At 65.4% G+C, this 19,328-nt stretch carries 16 protein-coding genes; 5 read left to right on the forward strand and 11 right to left on the reverse strand.

What is annotated here, in order from left to right; genetic code table 11:
- Positions 1-34: 34 nt before the first annotated feature.
- The gene (locus CH274_RS22155; RefSeq protein WP_094658946.1) at positions 35-1,222 is read right to left on the reverse strand and encodes an epoxide hydrolase family protein; all 1,188 of its coding nucleotides are present in this window, start codon (positions 1,220-1,222) and stop codon (positions 35-37) included.
- 79 nt (positions 1,223-1,301) lie between these two features.
- On the opposite strand from CH274_RS22155, the gene CH274_RS22160 reads away from it, so the two are divergent.
- Both CH274_RS22160 and CH274_RS22165 read left to right on the forward strand, forming a co-directional pair.
- Positions 1,302-1,868: a CGNR zinc finger domain-containing protein gene (locus CH274_RS22160; protein ID WP_094659140.1), complete on the forward strand. Its 567-nt coding sequence runs from the start codon at positions 1,302-1,304 to the stop codon at positions 1,866-1,868.
- 225 nt (positions 1,869-2,093) lie between these two features.
- The gene (locus CH274_RS22165) at positions 2,094-2,996 is read left to right on the forward strand and encodes a polysaccharide deacetylase family protein (RefSeq protein ID WP_094659141.1); all 903 of its coding nucleotides are present in this window, start codon (positions 2,094-2,096) and stop codon (positions 2,994-2,996) included.
- Positions 2,997-3,026: 30 nt separating this feature from the next.
- On the opposite strand, the gene CH274_RS29805 is transcribed toward CH274_RS22165, so the two are convergent.
- The 3 genes from CH274_RS29805 to CH274_RS22185 all read right to left on the reverse strand — a co-directional run bounded on the left by CH274_RS29805 (position 3,027) and on the right by CH274_RS22185 (position 7,149).
- Positions 3,027-4,766, reverse strand: a complete 1,740-nt coding sequence (locus CH274_RS29805) for an HNH endonuclease signature motif containing protein (protein ID WP_256993665.1) — start codon at positions 4,764-4,766, stop codon at positions 3,027-3,029.
- 47 nt (positions 4,767-4,813) lie between these two features.
- Positions 4,814-5,215, reverse strand: a complete 402-nt coding sequence (locus CH274_RS22180) for a DUF6855 family protein (protein ID WP_094659142.1) — start codon at positions 5,213-5,215, stop codon at positions 4,814-4,816.
- A 107-nt stretch (positions 5,216-5,322) separates the two neighbouring features.
- Positions 5,323-7,149: a multicopper oxidase family protein gene (locus CH274_RS22185; protein WP_094658947.1), complete on the reverse strand. Its 1,827-nt coding sequence runs from the start codon at positions 7,147-7,149 to the stop codon at positions 5,323-5,325.
- A gap of 117 nt (positions 7,150-7,266) precedes the next feature.
- Here CH274_RS22185 and CH274_RS22190 point away from each other — a divergent pair, with 117 nt between their 5' ends.
- On the forward strand, positions 7,267-8,337 hold the full coding sequence (locus tag CH274_RS22190; RefSeq protein WP_094658948.1) for an ABC transporter ATP-binding protein: 1,071 nt from the start codon (positions 7,267-7,269) through the stop codon (positions 8,335-8,337).
- A gap of 54 nt (positions 8,338-8,391) precedes the next feature.
- Here the strand turns inward: CH274_RS22190 and CH274_RS22195 are convergent, their stop codons facing one another.
- Together CH274_RS22195 and CH274_RS22200 are read right to left on the reverse strand one after the other, a co-directional pair.
- Entirely contained in the window at positions 8,392-9,414 is a 1,023-nt protein-coding gene (locus CH274_RS22195) for an aspartate-semialdehyde dehydrogenase (protein ID WP_032395286.1), read from the reverse strand.
- A gap of 3 nt (positions 9,415-9,417) precedes the next feature.
- Positions 9,418-10,683, reverse strand: coding sequence for an aspartate kinase (locus tag CH274_RS22200; protein ID WP_032395287.1), 1,266 nt, complete (start codon positions 10,681-10,683; stop codon positions 9,418-9,420).
- Between the two features lie 149 nt (positions 10,684-10,832).
- Between CH274_RS22200 and CH274_RS22205 the strand changes: the two genes are divergently transcribed.
- Both CH274_RS22205 and leuA read left to right on the forward strand, forming a co-directional pair.
- Positions 10,833-12,509, forward strand: a complete 1,677-nt coding sequence (locus tag CH274_RS22205; RefSeq protein WP_143546628.1) for an FUSC family protein — start codon at positions 10,833-10,835, stop codon at positions 12,507-12,509.
- A 151-nt stretch (positions 12,510-12,660) separates the two neighbouring features.
- Entirely contained in the window at positions 12,661-14,472 is a 1,812-nt protein-coding gene (gene leuA / locus CH274_RS22210; RefSeq protein ID WP_032395288.1) for a 2-isopropylmalate synthase, read from the forward strand.
- 80 nt (positions 14,473-14,552) lie between these two features.
- Here leuA and CH274_RS22215 read toward each other — a convergent pair whose 3' ends face one another.
- The 5 genes from CH274_RS22215 to CH274_RS22235 form a co-directional block, all read right to left on the reverse strand.
- Positions 14,553-16,052 (reverse strand): MFS transporter, encoded by a 1,500-nt coding sequence (locus tag CH274_RS22215; RefSeq protein WP_094658950.1) that lies wholly within the window; start codon positions 16,050-16,052, stop codon positions 14,553-14,555.
- Positions 16,049-16,882, reverse strand: coding sequence for an MBL fold metallo-hydrolase (locus CH274_RS22220; protein ID WP_094658951.1), 834 nt, complete (start codon positions 16,880-16,882; stop codon positions 16,049-16,051). Before CH274_RS22220 ends, CH274_RS22215 begins: the two co-directional genes overlap by 4 nt.
- A gap of 142 nt (positions 16,883-17,024) precedes the next feature.
- Positions 17,025-17,630: a TetR/AcrR family transcriptional regulator gene (locus CH274_RS22225; protein WP_094658952.1), complete on the reverse strand. Its 606-nt coding sequence runs from the start codon at positions 17,628-17,630 to the stop codon at positions 17,025-17,027.
- Positions 17,631-17,722: 92 nt separating this feature from the next.
- Complete coding sequence (locus CH274_RS22230; protein ID WP_094659143.1) at positions 17,723-18,862, reverse strand: thiolase C-terminal domain-containing protein; 1,140 nt, start codon at positions 18,860-18,862, stop codon at positions 17,723-17,725.
- Entirely contained in the window at positions 18,859-19,323 is a 465-nt protein-coding gene (locus CH274_RS22235) for a Zn-ribbon domain-containing OB-fold protein (protein ID WP_218829235.1), read from the reverse strand. The genes CH274_RS22230 and CH274_RS22235 overlap by 4 nt, the downstream gene beginning before the upstream one ends.
- Positions 19,324-19,328 lie beyond the last annotated feature (5 nt).

Consider the following 19,328-nt stretch of genomic DNA (forward strand, 5'->3'; position numbering starts at 1 on the left):
CACCCGCCGGTCCTGGCGCTACAGAGCCGTGTTTTCAGGTACTACGCGTTCCGATCTCCGCCATCACAGCAGCGAGCCCGTCCCGCAGATCTCCGACGAAGCCCTGGGGATTCTCGAGCGACGGAAAATGTCCCCCGGACTCGGGTGCGTGCCATCTCGCGATACGCCGGAAGCGGTGCCGAGCCCACGCGCGAGGAGTTTTCTCGATGTCGTGGGGGTAGGTCGTGATCGCCGCCGGAACGTCGACCCGCAGATCCGGATCCAGCGAGTCGTGACTCTCGTAGTAGATCCGAGCCGACGATGCGCCGGTGCGGGTCAGCCAGTACAGGGTGACATTGTCCAGAAGCCGGTCCCTCGAGATCGTCTCGAACGGACTGTCCTCGGTGTCCGTCCACTCCGCGAATTTGTCGAGAATCCAGGCAAGCAGACCGACCGGGGAGTCGACCAGCGAATACCCGACGGTCTGCGGACCGGTGGCCTGCTGCTTCGCGTATGCCGAGCGATGCAGCCGGAAATCTCTCGTGTCCTCGGCCCACCGGCGTTCGTCAGCGGTCAGGCCTTCTGTCGTCATCCCCGGCGTTGCCTGCGCGAGCGTGGTGTGAATCCCGAGGACATGCTCCGGGAAGCGGCCGCCGAGGATGGTGGTGACCACGCCTCCCCAGTCGCCGCCATGGGCCAGGAACTTTCGGTACCCGAGCCGTTGCATCAGCTCGACCCACGCGGCCGCGATCTTTTCGGTTCCCCAACCGGTGGCGCTCGGTCTGCCACTGAAACCGAACCCGGGCAGCGATGGGACGACGACGTGGAACGCAGGCGCGCCGGGGTCATCGGGATTCGCCAAAGCGTCCACTACATCGACGAACTCGGCAATACTGCCCGGCCAGCCGTGCGTCATGATCAGCGGAACGGCGTCCACACGCGCGGATCGACAGTGCATGAAGTGAATTCCCAGGCCGTCGATGATCGTGCGGAACTGACCGACGGCGTCGAGACGGTCCTCGAACTTGTGCCAGTCGTATCCGGTACGCCAATAGCCGACGACCTCCTGGAGGTCCGCCAGCGGAACGCCCTGGCTCCATCGTCGCCGGCCGGATTCACTAAGGGACACCGTCTCCGGTTCCGGTAGCCGTGCGGCGCTCAGCCGTGAGTGGAGATCGTCCAGGTCCGCGTCCGATGCGCGGAACTCGAACGCGTGCACATCCGTCGAGCTCGGTGTCGTCATGAAATCTCCTTCGATGGAACCGGCTAAGCCAGTTCTACCTTTCGCGGTGACCGATGCGCAACCGGCTAAGCTGGTTCGCATGGCTGCAGAGTTCCCCGAGTTCCGACCCGGAAGCGTGCTGAGCACCGCGTTCACCGGGACGTTGACCGAGCGACGCGGCGACCCCGTGGAACGAATTCCGGTTCCTCATCGTTTCGTCGATTGGTTGGCATCGAACGGACTCTCCGTCGATTCCTGCACCTCGGCACAACTGGACCTGGCCGTGGAACTGCGCGAAGCGATACACCTCGCCGCGACAGCGGCGGCAGTCCACGAGGCTCTGCCCGCGTCGGCCGTCCAGGTCGTCAACGACCACAGCGTTCGGGGCAACGCGTCGGCGGTCCTGGCACCCGAGGGCACACGGCGATGGACGTTGAACTCGGAGTCAGCCGTCGAAGACGCCCTGGGCGTCATCGCCAACGACGCCATCGACATCATCTCGGGCGAGCGGGACGGAAAGCTGGCACTGTGCGCATCGCCGACTTGCCGAGCGGCGTTCTTCGACACCAGCCAAAGCCGCAGCCGAAAATGGTGCGACATGAACACCTGCGGAAACCGTCAAAAGAAAGCCCGATTTGCCGCCAGCCGACAAAAGCATTCCCACTGACCGCCGACGGAGTCGCCCTTCTCGAGGCAACCCGAGCAGCATCGGTAGCCACCGCAATCTGGACGACGCCGAACCGGGGCAACGAACTCCGTCGCGGTTCGATCGTTGCGCTGGAATCACGTGTACCACTACGGGCGGCAACCGGACTGCCCGAGATGTCCATTCACCGAATTCGCCATCGACGCAGTTGGTTTGCAGGAAACGACCGTGGGCAATTCTGCGGTCATGCCCCTCGCCTCTCACGGACGCTTCGACTACTCCCCCATCGGCGATCGACCACAGTTCGACTGGCCGGGCGGTGCGCGCCTCGCGGTGTACGTGGCCGTCAATTGCGAGCACTTTCCGTACGACGACGGCGAACCCGGCCTCGGATACACGCCCGGGATGGACCAGCCCAACACCTACAACTGGGGGTGGCGTGAGTACGGCAACCGAGTCGGTGGGTTCCGAATCGCAGAGACGGTGCAGCAGAGCGGCATTCGCCCGACCGTGCTCGTCAACACCGAGGTGTACGAGCATGCCCCGCAACTGATCGAGGCCTTCCGCGCCCTCGATGCCGAGGTCGTCGCGCACGGCCGAACCAACGCCGTACAGCCCAACGATCAGAACGAGGACGACGAACGGCGCTCGATAGACGAGGTCACCTCCGCGATCGAGCGTCACGAGGGTGCCCCGCCTCGGGGTTGGATGAGCCCCGGTGCCAACCCCAGCCGCGTGACCGAGGACCTTCTCGCCGAACGAGGCTACGAGTACACGCTGGACTGGCCCATCGACGATCAGCCGGTGTGGCTGAAGACCCGCGGCGGGCCGTTGCTCAGTGTCCCGTACCCGCACGAGGTGAACGACCTACCGGTGTTCGTCCACCAACACCAGACTGCAACGACGTTCGAGCGCAACATCATCGACAGTTTCGACGAATCGAAGGAGAACGTGGAGCGCCAACCATTGGTGCTCGCGATCTCGCTGCACACCTTCCTCACCGGCCAGCCCTATCGACTTCGACGGTTCCGCGCGGCGCTGCAGCACATGACCGACAACGGCGACGGCGTCTGGTTCACAACACCGGGCGAGATCGCAGCGCACTACCGCAGCCTCGTACCCCCGCAGACGCCGACCGGAGACGAATAGTCGAGTCGAAGGGTCGCAGCTGACGCGTGGTCAGGCTGCGCGGTGTTGTCGTCGGTGGTAGCTGGGGATGGGTTGTCGTGTGGGGTCGACGGATTCGGGTGGGATGGCATAGGGGTGTCCGTCGTCGCCCATGAGCAATTGCCAGTGGCCGTGGTGGACGAGGCGGTGGCATTCGCCGCAGACCAGCGCGAGGTTGCTCAGGTCGGTTCTGCCGCCGTGTTCCCAGAACTTCACGTGGTGGGCGTGGCACCACTGTGCGGGGCGGCCGCACATGACGCAGCATCGGTCGCGGATGGTCAGGGCGATGCGTTGGTCGTCGGTGGCGAGTCTGGTGGTGCGCCCGAGCGCGAGCGGGACGCCGTGGTGGTCGACGATCACCGGGGTGAGGTCTGCGTCGCAGGTGAGAAGTTCGGCGAGGGAGCGACTGATCGGGCCGGTCCAGTCGAGGTGGAACGGCCACTCGGCATCGCCAGTCTCGGGAACGGACTTCTCCCTCGCATCACTACCACCGGCAGCGACACCACCGTCGGTGCTGCGACCGACACGACTCTCGGGAGAGTCACCCGTGCATGAACGGTCGCCGGCACCAGAACTCCCTCTGGCGCGTTGACCGCGGCCGGTGGCTCGATCGGGACCGGCGTCGGTGTCATCGGTTCGTGAACCGTCGCCAACAGCACTCTCGCTGACGCGGCGACCGCCGTCAGCACCGGCGTCGTTATCACCGGATTGGGTAGCGCCGTCGGCACTGTGTGTTGCCGAACCCGTTGCTGCGCCGTCGTTTTGCTTCTCTTCGCGGTCGCTGAGCAGGTCGCGCAGCGGAACGATCAGGTGCACCGACGCCCTCGACCCGCCCGACGCCCCGCGGCTGCCACCGCGTAGGTGCCGGTCGAGAATCCGATCGAGTGCATCGGCCCGCCGCTTCGACGGACTCCGCGAGTCGCGTTCCCCACCCGGGCCCGGCCGCGGAGCCGTCAACGGCGACAGGGCGGTGAGCAGTTTCTCGGCCAGCAGCCGGTCGACGTCGCCGCCGACGCGAAAACGCCCGTTGGCCAGAGGATGGATGTCGAATCGGTTCAGGTTCGGGTTCTCCGACATCGGCACCGGCGGAGGCCCCGACGAAACAGGTTCGGGCCCAGCAGGTTCGGGCCCTGCGGCACCCAAGCCGCCTGCATCACCCGGGCCACCTGCGTCTCCGGAGCCGCCGGCATCATTCGAACCACCAGCATCGGCTCGGCCCGCCTGCTCTTGCTCGCGCTCTCGTTCCTGCTCTAGTCGTTTCTTCTCGGCCTGCTCGTGTCGAGCTCGGGCGTCCTCTGCCGCAGAATGCGCGAGTGCCTGAGCACGGGAGCTGACCTGCCCGGCGGTGCCGCGCATCGCGGTCTCGAGCAGTTCCGCGACGACGGCGTCGCGGCGCCGCTCGTCGAGGGTGGGGTCGGCGACCACCACGGTGGCGTAGCCGTCGGCGATCGCCGACGCGTGCGCAGCATGGATCTCACCACCTGCGAGGGCGTCGAGCACGCTCGGCCACTGGGTGAGCCATTGCCCGAGTTCCATCTGACGCGCCGCGGATCCGTCGGTGATGCGCACCGACCTCGCGTACCAGCGGGTGACGGAGGAGTGCCCGAGTTTCATCGCCAAGCCACGCCGGTCGATCTCGGCGAGCAGCGTCAATCTCGCTGCAGCCAAAGCGTTTTCGTGGGAAGACACGTCGGCGAGCTCGGAGACCAATTCCTGGTCCGCGAGCTCGAACACATCCCCCCATGCCTTCACCCCACGAAAGCTATACCCACCCACCGACAGGTTTCTCGGTGTCTGCGCTACAACGCGCGCATGCTGTTGTTCCGCGCGTTGTGGGTGAGCTCGGCCAGGCCGAGTTCTTCGAGGAGCGGCGGCAGGTACATCCCGAACCTGCCGCGGTATCCGTTCCTGAGCCCGTACCAACCGCCGACCGGGTTGTCCTCTGAGCGCCCCCACGCTTCGACCGTGTCAGCAGCAGCCGTCTTCTTCTCGTCTGCGGCACCGAGCAACACCCAGTCGGCGCGGGCGACGAGCCACGCGTGCAGATCCTCGACCGCCTCGATGCGGTATCGCAGGGTCGTCGACCCCACCTGACATACGAGGGCGGGTGGCTCGTGGTCGGGATCGCGGTACATGGTGTATTCGGAAGTACCGGGGGCGGTGGTGAGTGCCCAGGGCTCGGATTTGGTTCCGCTGGTCATGGCCGAGGTCCGTTCCATTGTCGAGAGCGTGCGGCAGGGTCAGTGTGAGCCGACCGGACGGTGAACGCAACCAACTCCCGGCCCCGGACAGGTTCGGAAAAACTACGTCACGGAGCGACGGTGCGGTACCGCAGCATCATTTCGTGGTCCTCGTGATCGAGCATGTGGCAGTGCCACATGTAGCCCTGCACCTCGCTCGACCCACCCATGTCATGACCGCTCATGTCGTGACCGCTCATGTCGTGACCGCCGTGGTGCGCAGCCGGTCCCGCGAAGGTGGCGTCGGGGTCGAAGCCGAGTTCGTCGGCAGTCGGGAATCGGACCAGGATCTGCGTGACGGTGCCCGGGTAGGTATTGACAGTGTCCTTCCACCCGGCTTCCCACGCCGCCGGCGGCACCGATGGACCGGTGAGGAACCTCTCCACCGGCGGAGCCCATCTCGTACCGAATGTCGGCCGGGGGAAGTCGCGTTGGTACGCGGCCAGGTCGATGGGGATGCGTCCCAATGTCCGAAAGTGCGCCAGGTGCAGGTGAATCGGGTGCGGCTCGACCGTCGTGTTGACGATGTTCCACATCTCCACGGTCCCCTGCTCGGGCATCTCGATGTCCGGGTCCGAGTACCGCAGGTTGTTCAGGTTCATCAGCGTCATGTCCAGGTTCAGCCCACCGGACGGCTGGTTGACCGTGACCGTTCGCGTGAACGTGGGGGTCGGCAACGGCGGCAACACATCCGGCTGTCCCTTTCCACCGCGCAGCAACGACGGCATCCCGCCGCGGAACCCGGCTGCGGACGCGACGCGGAACTGGCAGAACAGTGGCATCGGCACCGCTCCGAGGGACGCGGCCTGCGCCGGTGGCGGCTCGTCGTTGAGCAGCTCGATCAGTGCGCCCGGTTCGACGGCACCGAAGTCGACGAGGATGTCGGCGCGCTCGGCAGGCGCGAGCCGAATGCTGGTGGCTTCCACCGGGGCGTCGAGCAATCCACCGTCGTTCCCGATGACCCAGAAGCGAAGCCTGTTGGTGAAGAACAGGTTCCACACGCTGTACGACCCGGCGTTGACGACTCGTAGACGGTACATACCCCGGGCGACTTCCATCGTCGGCCAGATCTTGCCATTGACGACGCCGACGTCTCCGGTGCCGCCGCCTTCCCATTTGCCTTGCGGCACGGTGATATTGGAGCGGATGCTCATGCTGCCGTCGGGATTCATGATCTTTTCCTGCAGTACCAGTGGCAGCTCGAACTCACCCGAGGGCAGACCGAGCGCATTGTCGGATGTGCCGGTGTCCCACCGATCACGGACGAGGTTCATGCCGAGCAGGCCCGCATAGACGTTGATGCGCGTCATCGACATGGCGTGGTCGTGGTACCACAGTCCCGCGGCGTCGTTGAGTCCCGGGAAGTTGTGCGTCATCGACTCGCCCGGGCGCACCAGCATCTCGGAGTGCCCGTCGCTCGCCGGTTCGGTGATGCTGCCGTGCAGGTGCAGCGACGTCGGCGTCATCGTGCGGTCCATCTCGCTCATCCCGTGCAGCGAGGTGTCGATGTCCGCGGCGAGCGGGTTACCTGCGGTGGTGTTGGAGTACTTCAGCGTCCAGGGCTGGCCGGTCTGCGACTCGATGGTGGGGCCGAGGTAGTCGCATTCGCCGTATCCGAAGGTGGGCGCGGGCCGTAGATCGGCGTGGAAGGCGTGGGTGGAGCTGTGCGCGTCGAGCGAGATCTCCGTGCCGCCGATCAGCGGCAACCGCGGCAGTTCGTCCCGGAACGGCGTCAGCGGCGGTGAATGGAACAGCAGGGGGCTGTGGCCCCGGAGGAAGTCGTCGGCCAGCGCGCGGCGCGTCGTCGACGCCACCGGGAGGGCGGCAGCACCGGCGGCCACTGCGGCCACGGCCAGCCCTCGCAGGGCGGTTCGTCTGGACACAGAGCCGCTCACCCGGCCACCTCTCTCCTCGTTGTGATTGGGGCCATACTATGTGCCCGTCGGCTCCCGCCGTCACCCCACACTCGGATCGTCCGGCACGTTCCTGCCGGTGGAGGGATCTAATTCGTCATGGCAACTATCACGTTCGAGCGTACGACCAGGCTGTTTCCCGGCTCCGACGCCCCCGCGGTGAACGAGCTCGACCTGCACATCGAGGACGGTGAATTCCTCGTTCTGGTCGGTCCGTCCGGCTGTGGCAAGTCGACGTCGCTCCGGATGCTCGCGGGGCTCGAAGAGGTCAACTCCGGCCGCATCCTCATCGGCGGCAAGGACGTCACCAACTCCGAACCCAAGGATCGCGACATCGCGATGGTGTTCCAGAACTACGCGCTGTACCCGCACATGACCGTCGCCGAGAACATGGGGTTCGCCCTCAAGCTGGCGAAGGCGAACAAGGAGGACATTCGTACTCGTGTCGAGGAGGCTGCGAAGCTGCTCGACCTGGAGCCGTACCTCGATCGCAAGCCCAAGGCACTCTCGGGCGGCCAACGTCAGCGAGTTGCCATGGGGCGCGCCATCGTTCGCCAACCCCAGGTGTTCCTGATGGACGAGCCACTGTCCAACCTCGACGCCAAACTTCGGGTGCAGACGCGCACGCAGATCGCTCAGCTGCAGCGCCGGCTCGGGACGACGACGGTGTACGTCACCCACGATCAGGTCGAGGCCATGACGATGGGCGATCGGGTCGCGGTGCTCAAAGGTGGTGTGCTGCAACAGTGCGCCACCCCGCGCGAGCTGTACCGAACCCCGGTCAATGCGTTCGTCGCCGGGTTCATGGGCTCGCCGTCGATGAACCTGTTCCGCGCTCCGGTCACCGACGGCGGTGTCCGCCTGGCCGATCAGGTGGTTCCGGTTCCGCGGCAGACTCTCGGGTCGGCCACGGAGGTGATGTTCGGTATTCGGCCCGAGCACATCGAGATTGCCGACAGCGGAATCTCCCTCGAGATTGACGTGGTGGAGGAGCTCGGCTCCGAGGCGTTCGTGTTCGGCCGCGCAGACATCAACGGTAGGACCGAAACCATTGTGGCTCGGGCCGATTGGCGCAGCCCGCCCGAGAAGGGCGATCGCGTTCACGTCCGCATCGACGAGGCCCACGCCCACATCTTCGACGCCTCGGCCGAGGGCCGTCGCCTGAACTGACCACCCCGTCGTGCGCGTCGTGCGTAGCTCCGGCTGTGCACGACGCGCACGAGGTCAGACCAGCAGTTCGGCGATCTGGATGGTGTTCAGAGCGGCACCCTTGCGCAGGTTGTCGCCCGAGACGAACAGTGCAAGTCCGCGGCCGTCGGGAACGCCCGGGTCCTGACGGATACGACCCACCAGAGAGTCGTCCTTGCCCGCGGCCTGCAGCGGCGTCGGCACGTCGACCAACGACACGCCCGGTGCCGATGCGAGGAGTTCGCGGGCACGCTCCACCGAGAGCGGGTTGGCGAACTCGGCGTTGATCGACAGCGAGTGTCCGGTGAACACGGGTACGCGGACGCAGGTGCCGCTGACGAGCAGGTCGGGCAGGCCGAGGATCTTGCGCGATTCGTTGCGCAGTTTCTGGTCCTCGTCGGTTTCGCCGGATCCGTCGTCGACCAGCGCACCGGCCAGCGGCAGAACGTTGAAGGCGATGGGCGCGACGTACTTGTTCGGGGCCGGGAAATCGACCGACGAGCCGTCGTGCACCAGCTTCTCGGCGTCGCCGATGACGGCGCGGGCCTGGGTGACGAGTTCCTCGACGCCGGCGAGTCCGCTACCGGAGACGGCCTGGTAGCTCGAGACGATCAGCCGCTGCAGGCCGGCTTCGTCGTGCAGCACCTTGAGCACCGGCATGGCGGCCATGGTGGTGCAGTTCGGATTGGCGATGATGCCGCGGGGCGGGTTCTTCGCTGCCTCGGGGTTGACCTCGCTGACCACCAACGGAACATCGGAGTCCTTGCGGAATGCCGACGAGTTGTCGATGACGGTGGCACCAGCTGCGGCGAATCGCGGGGCCTGCTCGCGAGAGAGCGTGGCACCGGCCGAGAACAGCGCGATGTCGATTCCAGTGAGGTCGGCGGTGGACGCGTCCTCGACGATGATCTCCTCGCCCCGGAACGGCAGCTTCTTGCCGGCCGAGCGAGCGGAGGCGAAGAATCGAACGGTGTCGGCGGGGAAGTTGCGCTCCTCCAACAGGGTTCGCATGACGGCACCGACCTGGCCGGTGGCTCCTACGACTGCAACTGTGGTCATCTTCTATCGTCCTGTTCCTGCGTGTACGACGGCTTCTTCGTCGCCACCGAGATCGAAGGCGGCGTGCAGCGCGCGTACTGCTTCGTCGAGCTGAGTGTCGCTGCACAGCACCGAGATACGGATCTCCGAGGTGCTGATCAGGTCGATGTTGATGCCGGCGTCGGCGAGGGCCTCACAGAACGTCGCGGTGACGCCGGGGTGGCTCTTCATGCCGGCACCGACCAGGGAGACCTTGCCGATGTGATCGTCGTAGAGCACCTGCGCGAAGCCGATCTCGGCCTGCAGCTTGGTGAGCTTCTCCACTGCCGTCGGGCCGTCGGCCTTGGGGCAGGTGAAGGTGATGTCGGTCTTGCCGGTGTCGATCTTGGACACGTTCTGCAACACCATGTCGATGTTGATCTCCGAGTCCGCCACGGCGCGAAAGACCTTGGCGGCGTAACCGGGAGTGTCGGGCAAGCCGACGACGGTGACCTTCGCCTCGCTGCGATCGTGTGCGACGCCGGTGAGAATTGCTTCTTCCACTGGAATGTCCTCCATAGATCCGGAGACGATCGTTCCGGGTTTCGTGGTGTACGACGAGCGCACGTGAACGGGAACGTTGTAGCGACGGGCGTATTCGACGCAGCGCAGCATGAGCACCTTCGCGCCGCAGGCAGCCATCTCCAGCATCTCCTCGAACGAGACGGTGTCGAGGTGCCGGGCGTTGGGCACGATCCTCGGGTCTGCGGTGAAGATGCCGTCGACGTCGGTGTAGATCTCGCAGACGTCGGCGTTCAGGGCTGCGGCGAGCGCAACGGCGGTGGTGTCCGAACCTCCGCGACCGAGCGTGGTGACGTCCTTGCTGTCCTGGCTGACGCCCTGGAATCCGGCGACGAGCACGATCGAACCCTCGTCGAGGGCGCTGCGCACGCGTCCCGGGGTGACGTCGATGATCTTGGCGTTGCCGTGCACGCTGGTGGTGACGACGCCCGCCTGGGAGCCGGTGAACGACCGGGCCTCGGCACCGAGCGAGTGGATGGCCATCGCGACCAACGCGTTGGAGATGCGTTCACCCGAGGTGAGCAGCATGTCCATCTCGCGGGCCGGCGGGGCCGGGCACACCTGCTGGGCCAGGTCGAGCAGTTCGTCGGTGGTGTCGCCCATGGCCGACACGACCACGACGACGTCGTTGCCTGCCTTCTTGGTCTCGACGATCCGTTCAGCGACGCGTCGGATGCGTTCGGCGGTCCCCACCGACGATCCACCGTACTTCTGGACGATGAGAGCCACGCGTGTTTACCTCCGCTGGATAGCCGACAATCGGGCGATTGTTCCGGGGTTACCCTACCGATCCGGCACCCCGAGCGGTGGCCCGGGTAGCTCCGAGCTGGGACTTTAGGGGGGCTCGCCTGCGGATACGCCTGTCCTAACATTGTCGGGTGACCCTTCCCGAGCATCACCCGCCGCCACCCCCTCGAGGTCTGCGGGTGCTCTTCGGGCTCCCCGCCGTCGGGCGTCGCTGGCCGGGTGGACTGCGCTCGGCTCTGGCGTTCGGCGTCCCCGCGATCGCGGCGTGGGTTCTCGGGTTCCATACCGAGGCCTTACTGGTGGTCTCGGGCAGTTTCGCCGTCATCTACGGCGAGGGCCGTCCCTACCGTTCACGATGGTGGGTCGTCCTGACCGCGGGCGGCGCCCTGGTGGCATCGGTGTGGCTCGGCGCGACGGCCGGGCAGATGGAGCTCGATCTCGGAAGCACCGGATGGGCGCGGATGATCCCGGTGACCCTGCTCTCGCTCCTCGCTCTCGTCGCGGTCTACGTCATCGCCGCGCTGCGACTGGGACCGCCGGGGGCGTTCTTCTTCGTCCTGGTGTGCGCGGTGTCGTCGTACATTCCCGGAGCCGGCGTCAGCGCCGCTCACGGAGCGGTGTGTGCGGCTGTCGGTGTCGCGTCGGCGCTGGTGGTGTCGATGTCCGGAGTGCTGTGGGATCCACGAGGACCCGAGCGCGAGGCCGTCGGAGCCGCGGTGGGCGCGATCGAGAGATACACGAGTTCGCCGACGGCGTCTGCCGCCGATCGTCATGCGGCGGCGGCGCGTCTGCACGCGGCCTGGGCTGCCGTGTACGACGCGGGTGCCGCACGGTTGTCGTCGAGGCCGGCGCTGGTTCAGAGATTGTTCGATGCGCACCGGGCCTTCGCTGCGACAACGGCCGTGCGGGCGGATCCGGATCGTGCGGTCGACTTCGTATCCGATCAGCTGCCGCTGGCTCGGCCCGGCCTCGGGTATCGATTGCGGCGCTCGCTGCATCGGGATTCTCATGCGGCGTCCACGGCCGTGCGCGTGTTCTGCGCGGCAGCGGCCGCGGGCGGGGTCAGCGTCGCACTGGGCCTGAGCCGACCGGACTGGGCGATCCTCGGTGCCGTCCTGGTGCTGCAGCAGGGTCCCGATCGGGTGCACGGCACCTACCGGGGACTGCAGCGGCTCGGCGGAACCCTTGCCGGCGTCGCCCTGTTCTCGGCCATCTATCTCTCCCCGCTGACCGGCTTGGCCGTCATCGTGGTGTTGATGGTGCTGCAGTTCGCGATCGAGGTGTCGGTGGCGCGGAACTACGGGTTGGCCGTCACGTTCATCACCCCGCTCGCTCTGCTGATGGGCACACTGACGCATCCCGGGGCTGTGCTGGAGGACATCGTCGTCGACCGGATCGTGGAGACGACGGTGGGCGTGGCCTTCGCATTCGCGGCGCTGTGGCTGCTGCTCCCCGGAGCATTCCGTCGCACATTGCTGTGGTCCGACGGCCGAGTTCTGACGCTCGGCACGCATCTGCTGACGGTGTTGCGGACCGAGGACGTGGCCGCGCCGGCAGCTCTCGCCATGCGGCGCGACGTCCAGTTCGAGCTCGTCGGGTCCGCTCTGGCCGGGGCCGAGGCCGCGCACAACGATCGAACCTGGACGCATGGGGTGTGGTCGCAACATGCCGAGGTCGATCGGCTCGGATACGAACTCCTCGCGTACTGCTGGACGATGACCGACGTCGGACGAACGGATGACATCGAACGTTGGCAACGTCGACTCGACGCGGCGGTCACAGAATTCCACTCGTCAACCCTGGGGTAGGCCGTCGGCAGGCGGTAGTACACTCAGCCCATGCTGCGAGCTCTCCTTCTTAACAGCCGCGACGGGGTCTGAGACCAGACTGGCTTCCCGTCGCGGGGTTCGTTGCGCCGGTCGAACACATTGCTCTGATCTGTACGGAGAGACGAAGACCATGTCACCAGCCGACGCATTCACCTCGGGATCTCGCACCATCACCCCGCCCTCGCGGCCCGCTCCCAGCGACCAGCCCGCTTGGAACACCCAGAAGAACTCCTCGATGCCCACCTTCCGTTATCGGCCGTTCGCCGAGGAAGTGGAGCCCATCACCCTCCCCGACCGCACGTGGCCGGACAAGATCATCGACCGGACGCCGCAGTGGTGCGCAGTCGATCTGCGCGACGGCAACCAGGCGCTGATCGATCCGATGAGCCCGGCCCGCAAGCGCCGCATGTTCGACCTGCTGGTGCGCATGGGTTACAAGCAGATCGAGGTCGGCTTCCCGTCTGCCAGTCAGACCGACTTCGATTTCGTCCGCGAGATCATCGAGGACGGCGCGATCCCCGACGACGTCACCATCCAGGTACTCACGCAGTGCCGTCCCGAGCTGATCGAGCGCACGTTCGTCGCATGCGAGGGCGCGCGCAGCGTCATCGTTCACTTCTACAATTCGACGTCGATCCTGCAGCGCCGCGTGGTGTTCCGTGCCGAGCGTGACGTCATCAAGAAGATCGCCACCGACGGTGCCCGTAAGGTGCTCGAAGAAGCAGCCAAGTTCCCCGATACCGACTGGCGCTACGAGTACTCCCCCGAGTCCTACACCGGCACCGAACTCGCCTACGCCAAAGAGGTGTGCGACGCGGTCACCGCGATCATTGATCCCACCCCCGACAAGCCGCTGATCCTGAATCTGCCTGCCACCGTCGAGATGGCGACACCCAACGTCTACGCCGACTCGATCGAGTGGATGAGCCGCAACCTCGACCGTCGCGACAGCATCGTGCTGTCGCTCCACCCGCACAACGACCGCGGAACCGGTGTTGCCGCAGCCGAACTCGGCTACCAGGCCGGTGCTGATCGCATCGAGGGTTGCCTGTTCGGCAACGGTGAGCGCACCGGCAACGTCTGCCTGGTCACGCTCGGGTTGAACCTGTTCACCCGCGGCGTCGATCCGCAGATCGACTTCTCCAACATCGACGAGGTCCGTCGAACGGTGGAGTACTGCAACCAACTTCCCGTCGCCGAGCGCCACCCCTACGGCGGCGACCTGGTCTACACCGCCTTCTCCGGCAGCCACCAGGACGCCATCAACAAGGGCCTGGACGCGATGAAGGTCACTGCGGACGAACTGGGTTCGGACATCGGTGACGTCACCTGGCAGGTTCCGTACCTGCCCGTCGACCCGAAGGACGTCGGTCGCACCTACGAGGCCGTCATCCGTGTCAATTCGCAGTCCGGCAAGGGCGGCGTCGCGTACATCATGAAGTCCGATCACGGACTGAACCTGCCGCGTCGACTGCAGATCGAGTTCTCCCAGGCCGTCCAGCGCATCACCGACGGTGAGGGCGGCGAGGTCTCGCCCAAGGAGATGTGGGACGTCTTCGCCGAGGAGTACCTGACGCCGATCCGTCCGCTCGAGCGCATCAAGCAGTCGGTACAGGCTGCCGAGGTCGACGGCGGAACCGACACGATCACCGCAACGGTCAAGGTCGACGGCGTCGAGCAGGAGATCTCCGGATCCGGCAACGGTCCACTCGCCTCGTTCGTCGATGCGCTGTCGACCATCGGCTACGACGTCAGCGTCCTCGACTACTCCGAGCACGCCATGTCCGCGGGCGACGACGCTCAGGCCGCGGCCTACGTCGAGGCCTCGGTCACCTCACCGTCCGGTGTGGCCACCACGGTCTGGGGCGTCGGCATCGCGACGTCGATCACCACCGCGTCACTGCGCGCCGTGGTCTCGGCCGTGAACCGCGCGCTGAAATAAATCCTCTACTCGACGAAAAGCCGCCCATTCGTTACGAATGGGCGGCTTTTCGCTGTGCTCACAGCGTTCGGTTCCGCGCCTCAGCGCTGCTCGACAGTTCTGGAATGCCTGGCCGCGATGGACACCGCCACAGTGAGGGATGCAATGACGATCATCGCGCCGAGGGTGCGGCCGTATCCGGTCAAGAGCTGATCCACCGCGGCTTCCGACACGTCACTGACGGTTCCTGCGAACACGAATTTGCGCAGTTCGAGGGGCATCGCACTGGTTACCACCGACAGGATCACCGCTGTCCCGACCACAAATCCGCTGGTCTGCAACAGCAGGCGCATGGCGTTGGCGATGCCGAGACGTTCGTCGGGAAGATCACGCATCAGGGCCGTCGCATTCGATGGCATGAACAGACCGGATCCGAATCCTGCGAGCGCGAGCCCCGACAGCACGACAGCGGAATGCATTCGCCCCGTTGTCGACACCAGGAGGATCAGCAGTGCGAACACCGTCAGGATATTTCCGGCGACGGACAGCGACGACGCAGAGATCTTGCGCTGCAACGGCCCGGATCCGAGTGATGCGACAAGCGCGGCGACGGCGACGGGCAGCACCATCAGTCCGGCTTCGAGTGGGCTCACTCCCGACACGGCTTGGAAGTACAGAGCGAACAGCAGCACTATCCCGCTCTGCGAAATCGAGTTCATGAAGGACGCCAGGAGGCCGAACCCGAAAGGCCAGTGTTTGAACAGAGCGACGTCGATGAGCGGGTTGGGAACACGGCGCTCGAACCACAGAAACAGTGGTACCACCACCACGGCCACCGCGAGACCGCCCACCACGAGTGGGTGCGACCAGCCCAACGACGTGGCTTGCGACAGCGCAGCCAGACCACTGGTCAACGCGACGAGAATCATTGCGTTGCCTCGCAGGTCGAGCGAGTAACCCTTCGCACCACCACGGGGCGGAGACTTCAGCGCGATGGCACCCCAGACGAGACAGAGAATCCCGATCGGAACGTTGAACCAGAACACCCAGCGCCATCCCGCTTGCTGCGCGATCAATCCACCCAACGTAGGTCCGCACAACTGCGCGATAGAGAACGACGCGAGGTAGATGCCCATCCCTTCCCCGAGTCTGTGACGAGGAAATGCTGCGGTCACCAGAGCTGCACTGTTGGTGAGCAACATGGCACCTCCCGCCGCCTGCAACACGCGAAAAGCGACGAGCCACCACGCATTCGGAGCAAGACCGCACAAGATGCTGCCGGTGGTATACAGGCCGAGGCCTGTGAGATACATGGTTCGACGGCCGAACATGTCGGCCATTCGTCCGAACGCGACGAGAAGCACGGTGTTGGTCAACAGGTACGCGAGCAAGATCCAGCTGGCCGCCACACTGCTCGCGTCGAAGTGGCGAACGACCGTCGGCAACGCAACGTTGAGTGCGCTGCCTGACATCCCCGAGACCATGCTGGCGAACGCAACCACCGACAGTGTTCTCCACGCGTCGTGCATCACCTGACGCTCCGACCGTGGTTCGGCCTCCGGCCGCGTTGTCGTGCATTCGGTTTCGGACCGAGCCGTCATCGTCTGCGCCCCGAATCCGTTGCCACCGAGTCGAGGCCCGAGTCCAGAAAGACGACCATGGACTCGACCGACGAGTGTGCAGCTTTCAACACGTCCGGGTCCTCGATGTGCCGGTACATGGCGACAACCAGATCCTCGATCTCCGTCGTACCCGAATGCCGAAGAGCGGCAACCTGTTCGATACGTCGTCGTCGGGCGGCAACTCGATGCAGTGCCGCGGCCTCCAGATCTGCGATCACCGGACCGTGCCCTGGCAGTCCGATCACCGATCCACCGCGGCCGATCTCGGCCAACATGCACAGGCTCCCGAGCATGTCCGACAGCAACGCAGGATGAACGACCGGCGAGCCGGCCCCGAGCAGGGTGTCGCCGGTCAGCACCACGTCGTCGTCGGGCAAACTCAGGCACACCGAATCCCGGGTGTGCCCGGGCGTACCCAGGACACGAGCCATGACGCTGCCTGCCAACACAATTCGCTGCCGGTGCTCGATCGGGGTTCGCCCGAACACCGCACGCTGCGCCAGCACCGTTGCCTTCGTTCGCTCGGCGAGCGCGTGCGCGCCGTCTGCGTGGTCGTTGTGCCCGTGCGTCAGCACGATTTCCGTCACCGTCCGACGGCCGGCCGCCGCGACGATCGAATCCAGGTGTCCGCAATCTGCCGGCCCCGGATCGATCACCGCGCACTGCATGGCATCGGGTGAACCGATCAACCATGTATTGGTGCCCTCGAAGGTCCACGCCCCGGCATTGGGAGCCAGCAGTCGCTCGACCCGGGGTGCAACCCGAACGGCGACACCGGGTACAGGTATCGCCCCACTCGACTCAGACATACGCGCCCTCTCTAGAAGCAACTTCTAGAATCGTACTCTCTAATTCGTACGCGGACTGCCGGAACCGACACCACGATCGAACCTGGAAGTCCAAAAAGCCCGGTGCGCAAAGAAATTGCGTACCGGGCTGTGAGGTCGAGATCTAGTCGGAGGCGATCTTCCGAATCAAGCTGCACATGATATCGGCAACGACACCTGCTTGCTTCTTCGTACGACAGTTCAGAATCACCTCGCGGGACGATTCGACGATGATGTCGGTCAACACCCCGACGGTAATTCGTTGCGCACTGTCGTCACCCGGCCCGAGCAGCGCCGAATTCTGCCTGATCCATTCGATGCGATTGTCCCTACGAAGCTTCTCGAAGCCGGGTGGCCCGTCGTTGTCCACGAAGACCAATGCAACGTCGCGGCGCTGCCAACTCCCGTTGAGGAAAGCGCGTGCGCCGACGCAGAACAGATCGAGCGGATCCGTGGTTCCGCCCCTACGCTCGGCGATGACCGACGCCCGGACCTGTTCGAGGTGCGCCGTGTTGTGCCGATCCCACAGCGCGGTGAACAGCTCGGACTTGCCGCCGAAGTGGTGGTACAGGCTGCCCGTACTCGATCCGGCCCGCTCGACGATGTCGGAAATGCTGGCATTGACGAAACCCGCCTCGGCGAACACCTCTTGGGCCGCATCGAGGAGCTTGCGCTGGGTCTCGCCGGTCTTGCTCCACTGCCAGGTCGTCGAACCGGCCCGTTCGGTCATGATCCCCACCAATCCTCTTCGCCTTCGCCCGCCCGAGGGTAAAGCGTAATTCTAGAATTGGAGCCGGGTCAAGCCGAACCTGCTCGCCGCCGTCAGGCCGCCGCAGCGAGGATCAGGGTGGAGCCTGCCGCGAACATTCCACCGTTGCCCTGAACCAAGCTCGTCCGTACGCCTGCTACCTGCGCCGGAGCCGTTCCCCGTAGTTGACGGACCGACTCCATGATGGCGAACATGCCGTACATCCCTGTGTGGGTGTACGACAACCCACCGCCGTTGGTGTTCATCGGCAGCGTGCCACCTGGGGATGTGTGGCCCGCCCGGACGAACTCGCCCGCCTCGCCCCTTCCGACGAAGCCCAGGTCCTCGAGGCCGTACAGGGGCAAGTGCGCGAACGCATCGTAAATCATCAGATGGTCGATATCGGCGGGCGTCATCCGCGCCGCACGGAAAGCGTCGGCAGCCGAATTCTTGAATCCTTTGAACGTGGTGAAATCCTCCATCATCGATATACCCGAGGCTTCGTAGCCCTCACCGGTGCCCAGAACACGAACCGCCGCAACGTCGAGATCCTTCGCCCGTTCCTCGGTGGTCAGCACCAGAGCACCACCACCGTCGGTGACCAAGCAGCACTCGAGGAGGTGGAACGGCCAGGCGATGACCGGAGAATTCTGCACATCGTCGACCGTGATCGGGTCACGAAACTTCGCGCGTGGATTCATCGCAGCCCACTTCCGTTGCGCAACTGCCACATCTGCGAGATGCCGTGCCTGCGTTCCGGTCTCCTTCATGAACCGGAGGAACGGAACGGTGAATCTGCTCGGTGGTCCGGTCACGCCGTAGGGAGCCTCGAACTGTCCGACGACCGATGCCGGATCGGGGGTGTAGCGAGGTGCACCGACCTGTGATCGACCGGATTCACCGTGCGTGATCAGCACGACGGAGCAATGCCCGGCTTCGAGTGCAGCCACTGCGTGCCGAACATGAGTGAGGAACGACGTCCCTCCGACGCTGGTGGTGTCCATCCAGCGTGGTTCGATCCCCAGGCTGTGTGCCACCGAGATCGGCCCCGGCATCGATACGCCCGCGATCCCGTCGACCTCGCTCTTGTCGATTCCACAGTCCTGTAACGCATTACGTGCAGCCTCGGTATGCAGCCTCATCGTCGAGTGGTTCGGCAGAGTTCCGATCTCGTCGGTTTCCGCCGCTCCGACGATGACCACCCCGCCGCTCATGCCGATGCTCCCGCAGGCGCGAACACGGGCACCCACATCTCACCGCGCGGCTCGAACTGCACGGTCACCTCCATATCCAGCGGCAGGTTTTCCGGAAGCGGTTCGACGCCGACGATATTGGTCATCATGCGCGGCCCCTCCTCGAGTTGAACGACGGCTACGACATACGGACCGTCGTTCTCGAACCCCGGCCCGGGTCGATGTTCGATCACGTAGGAGTACAAGGTCGCACGGCCCGAGCAGTCGATCCACTCCACGAGGTCCGAACTGCACACCGGGCAGAAGTCTCGCGGATAGAAGTACACGTGGGCGCAGGCCCGGCAGCGCTGGACGGACAGACGCCCGTCCGCCGCCGCATCCCAGTACGGTCTCGTTTCGGGGGTGGCCGATGGAGCCATCTTCGCCCGTGGTCGCTTGACCCCCGCGGTCTTGCCTCGGATCTCTTCGATCGTTCCGGTCATGATCG

Origin of the sequence: Rhodococcus sp. 06-418-5 (assembly GCF_002258285.1) — a bacterium.
In the GTDB taxonomy this organism is placed as follows: Bacteria; Actinomycetota; Actinomycetes; order Mycobacteriales; family Mycobacteriaceae; genus Rhodococcoides.

Bases quoted from the DNA above. Each gene is read 5' to 3' on its own strand.
- CH274_RS22155 (WP_094658946.1), bottom strand. From the start codon at position 1,222: ATGACGACACCGAGCTCGACGGATGTGCACGCGTTCGAGTTCCGCGCA.
- CH274_RS22160 (WP_094659140.1), top strand. From the start codon at position 1,302: ATGGCTGCAGAGTTCCCCGAGTTCCGACCCGGAAGCGTGCTGAGCACC.
- CH274_RS22165 (WP_094659141.1), top strand. From the start codon at position 2,094: ATGCCCCTCGCCTCTCACGGACGCTTCGACTACTCCCCCATCGGCGAT.
- CH274_RS22180 (WP_094659142.1), bottom strand. From the start codon at position 5,215: ATGACCAGCGGAACCAAATCCGAGCCCTGGGCACTCACCACCGCCCCC.
- CH274_RS22190 (WP_094658948.1), top strand. From the start codon at position 7,267: ATGGCAACTATCACGTTCGAGCGTACGACCAGGCTGTTTCCCGGCTCC.
- CH274_RS22195 (WP_032395286.1), bottom strand. From the start codon at position 9,414: ATGACCACAGTTGCAGTCGTAGGAGCCACCGGCCAGGTCGGTGCCGTC.
- leuA (WP_032395288.1), top strand. From the start codon at position 12,661: ATGTCACCAGCCGACGCATTCACCTCGGGATCTCGCACCATCACCCCG.
- CH274_RS22215 (WP_094658950.1), bottom strand. From the start codon at position 16,052: ATGACGGCTCGGTCCGAAACCGAATGCACGACAACGCGGCCGGAGGCC.
- CH274_RS22220 (WP_094658951.1), bottom strand. From the start codon at position 16,882: ATGTCTGAGTCGAGTGGGGCGATACCTGTACCCGGTGTCGCCGTTCGG.
- CH274_RS22225 (WP_094658952.1), bottom strand. From the start codon at position 17,630: ATGACCGAACGGGCCGGTTCGACGACCTGGCAGTGGAGCAAGACCGGC.
- CH274_RS22230 (WP_094659143.1), bottom strand. From the start codon at position 18,862: ATGAGCGGCGGGGTGGTCATCGTCGGAGCGGCGGAAACCGACGAGATC.
- CH274_RS22235 (WP_218829235.1), bottom strand. From the start codon at position 19,323: ATGACCGGAACGATCGAAGAGATCCGAGGCAAGACCGCGGGGGTCAAG.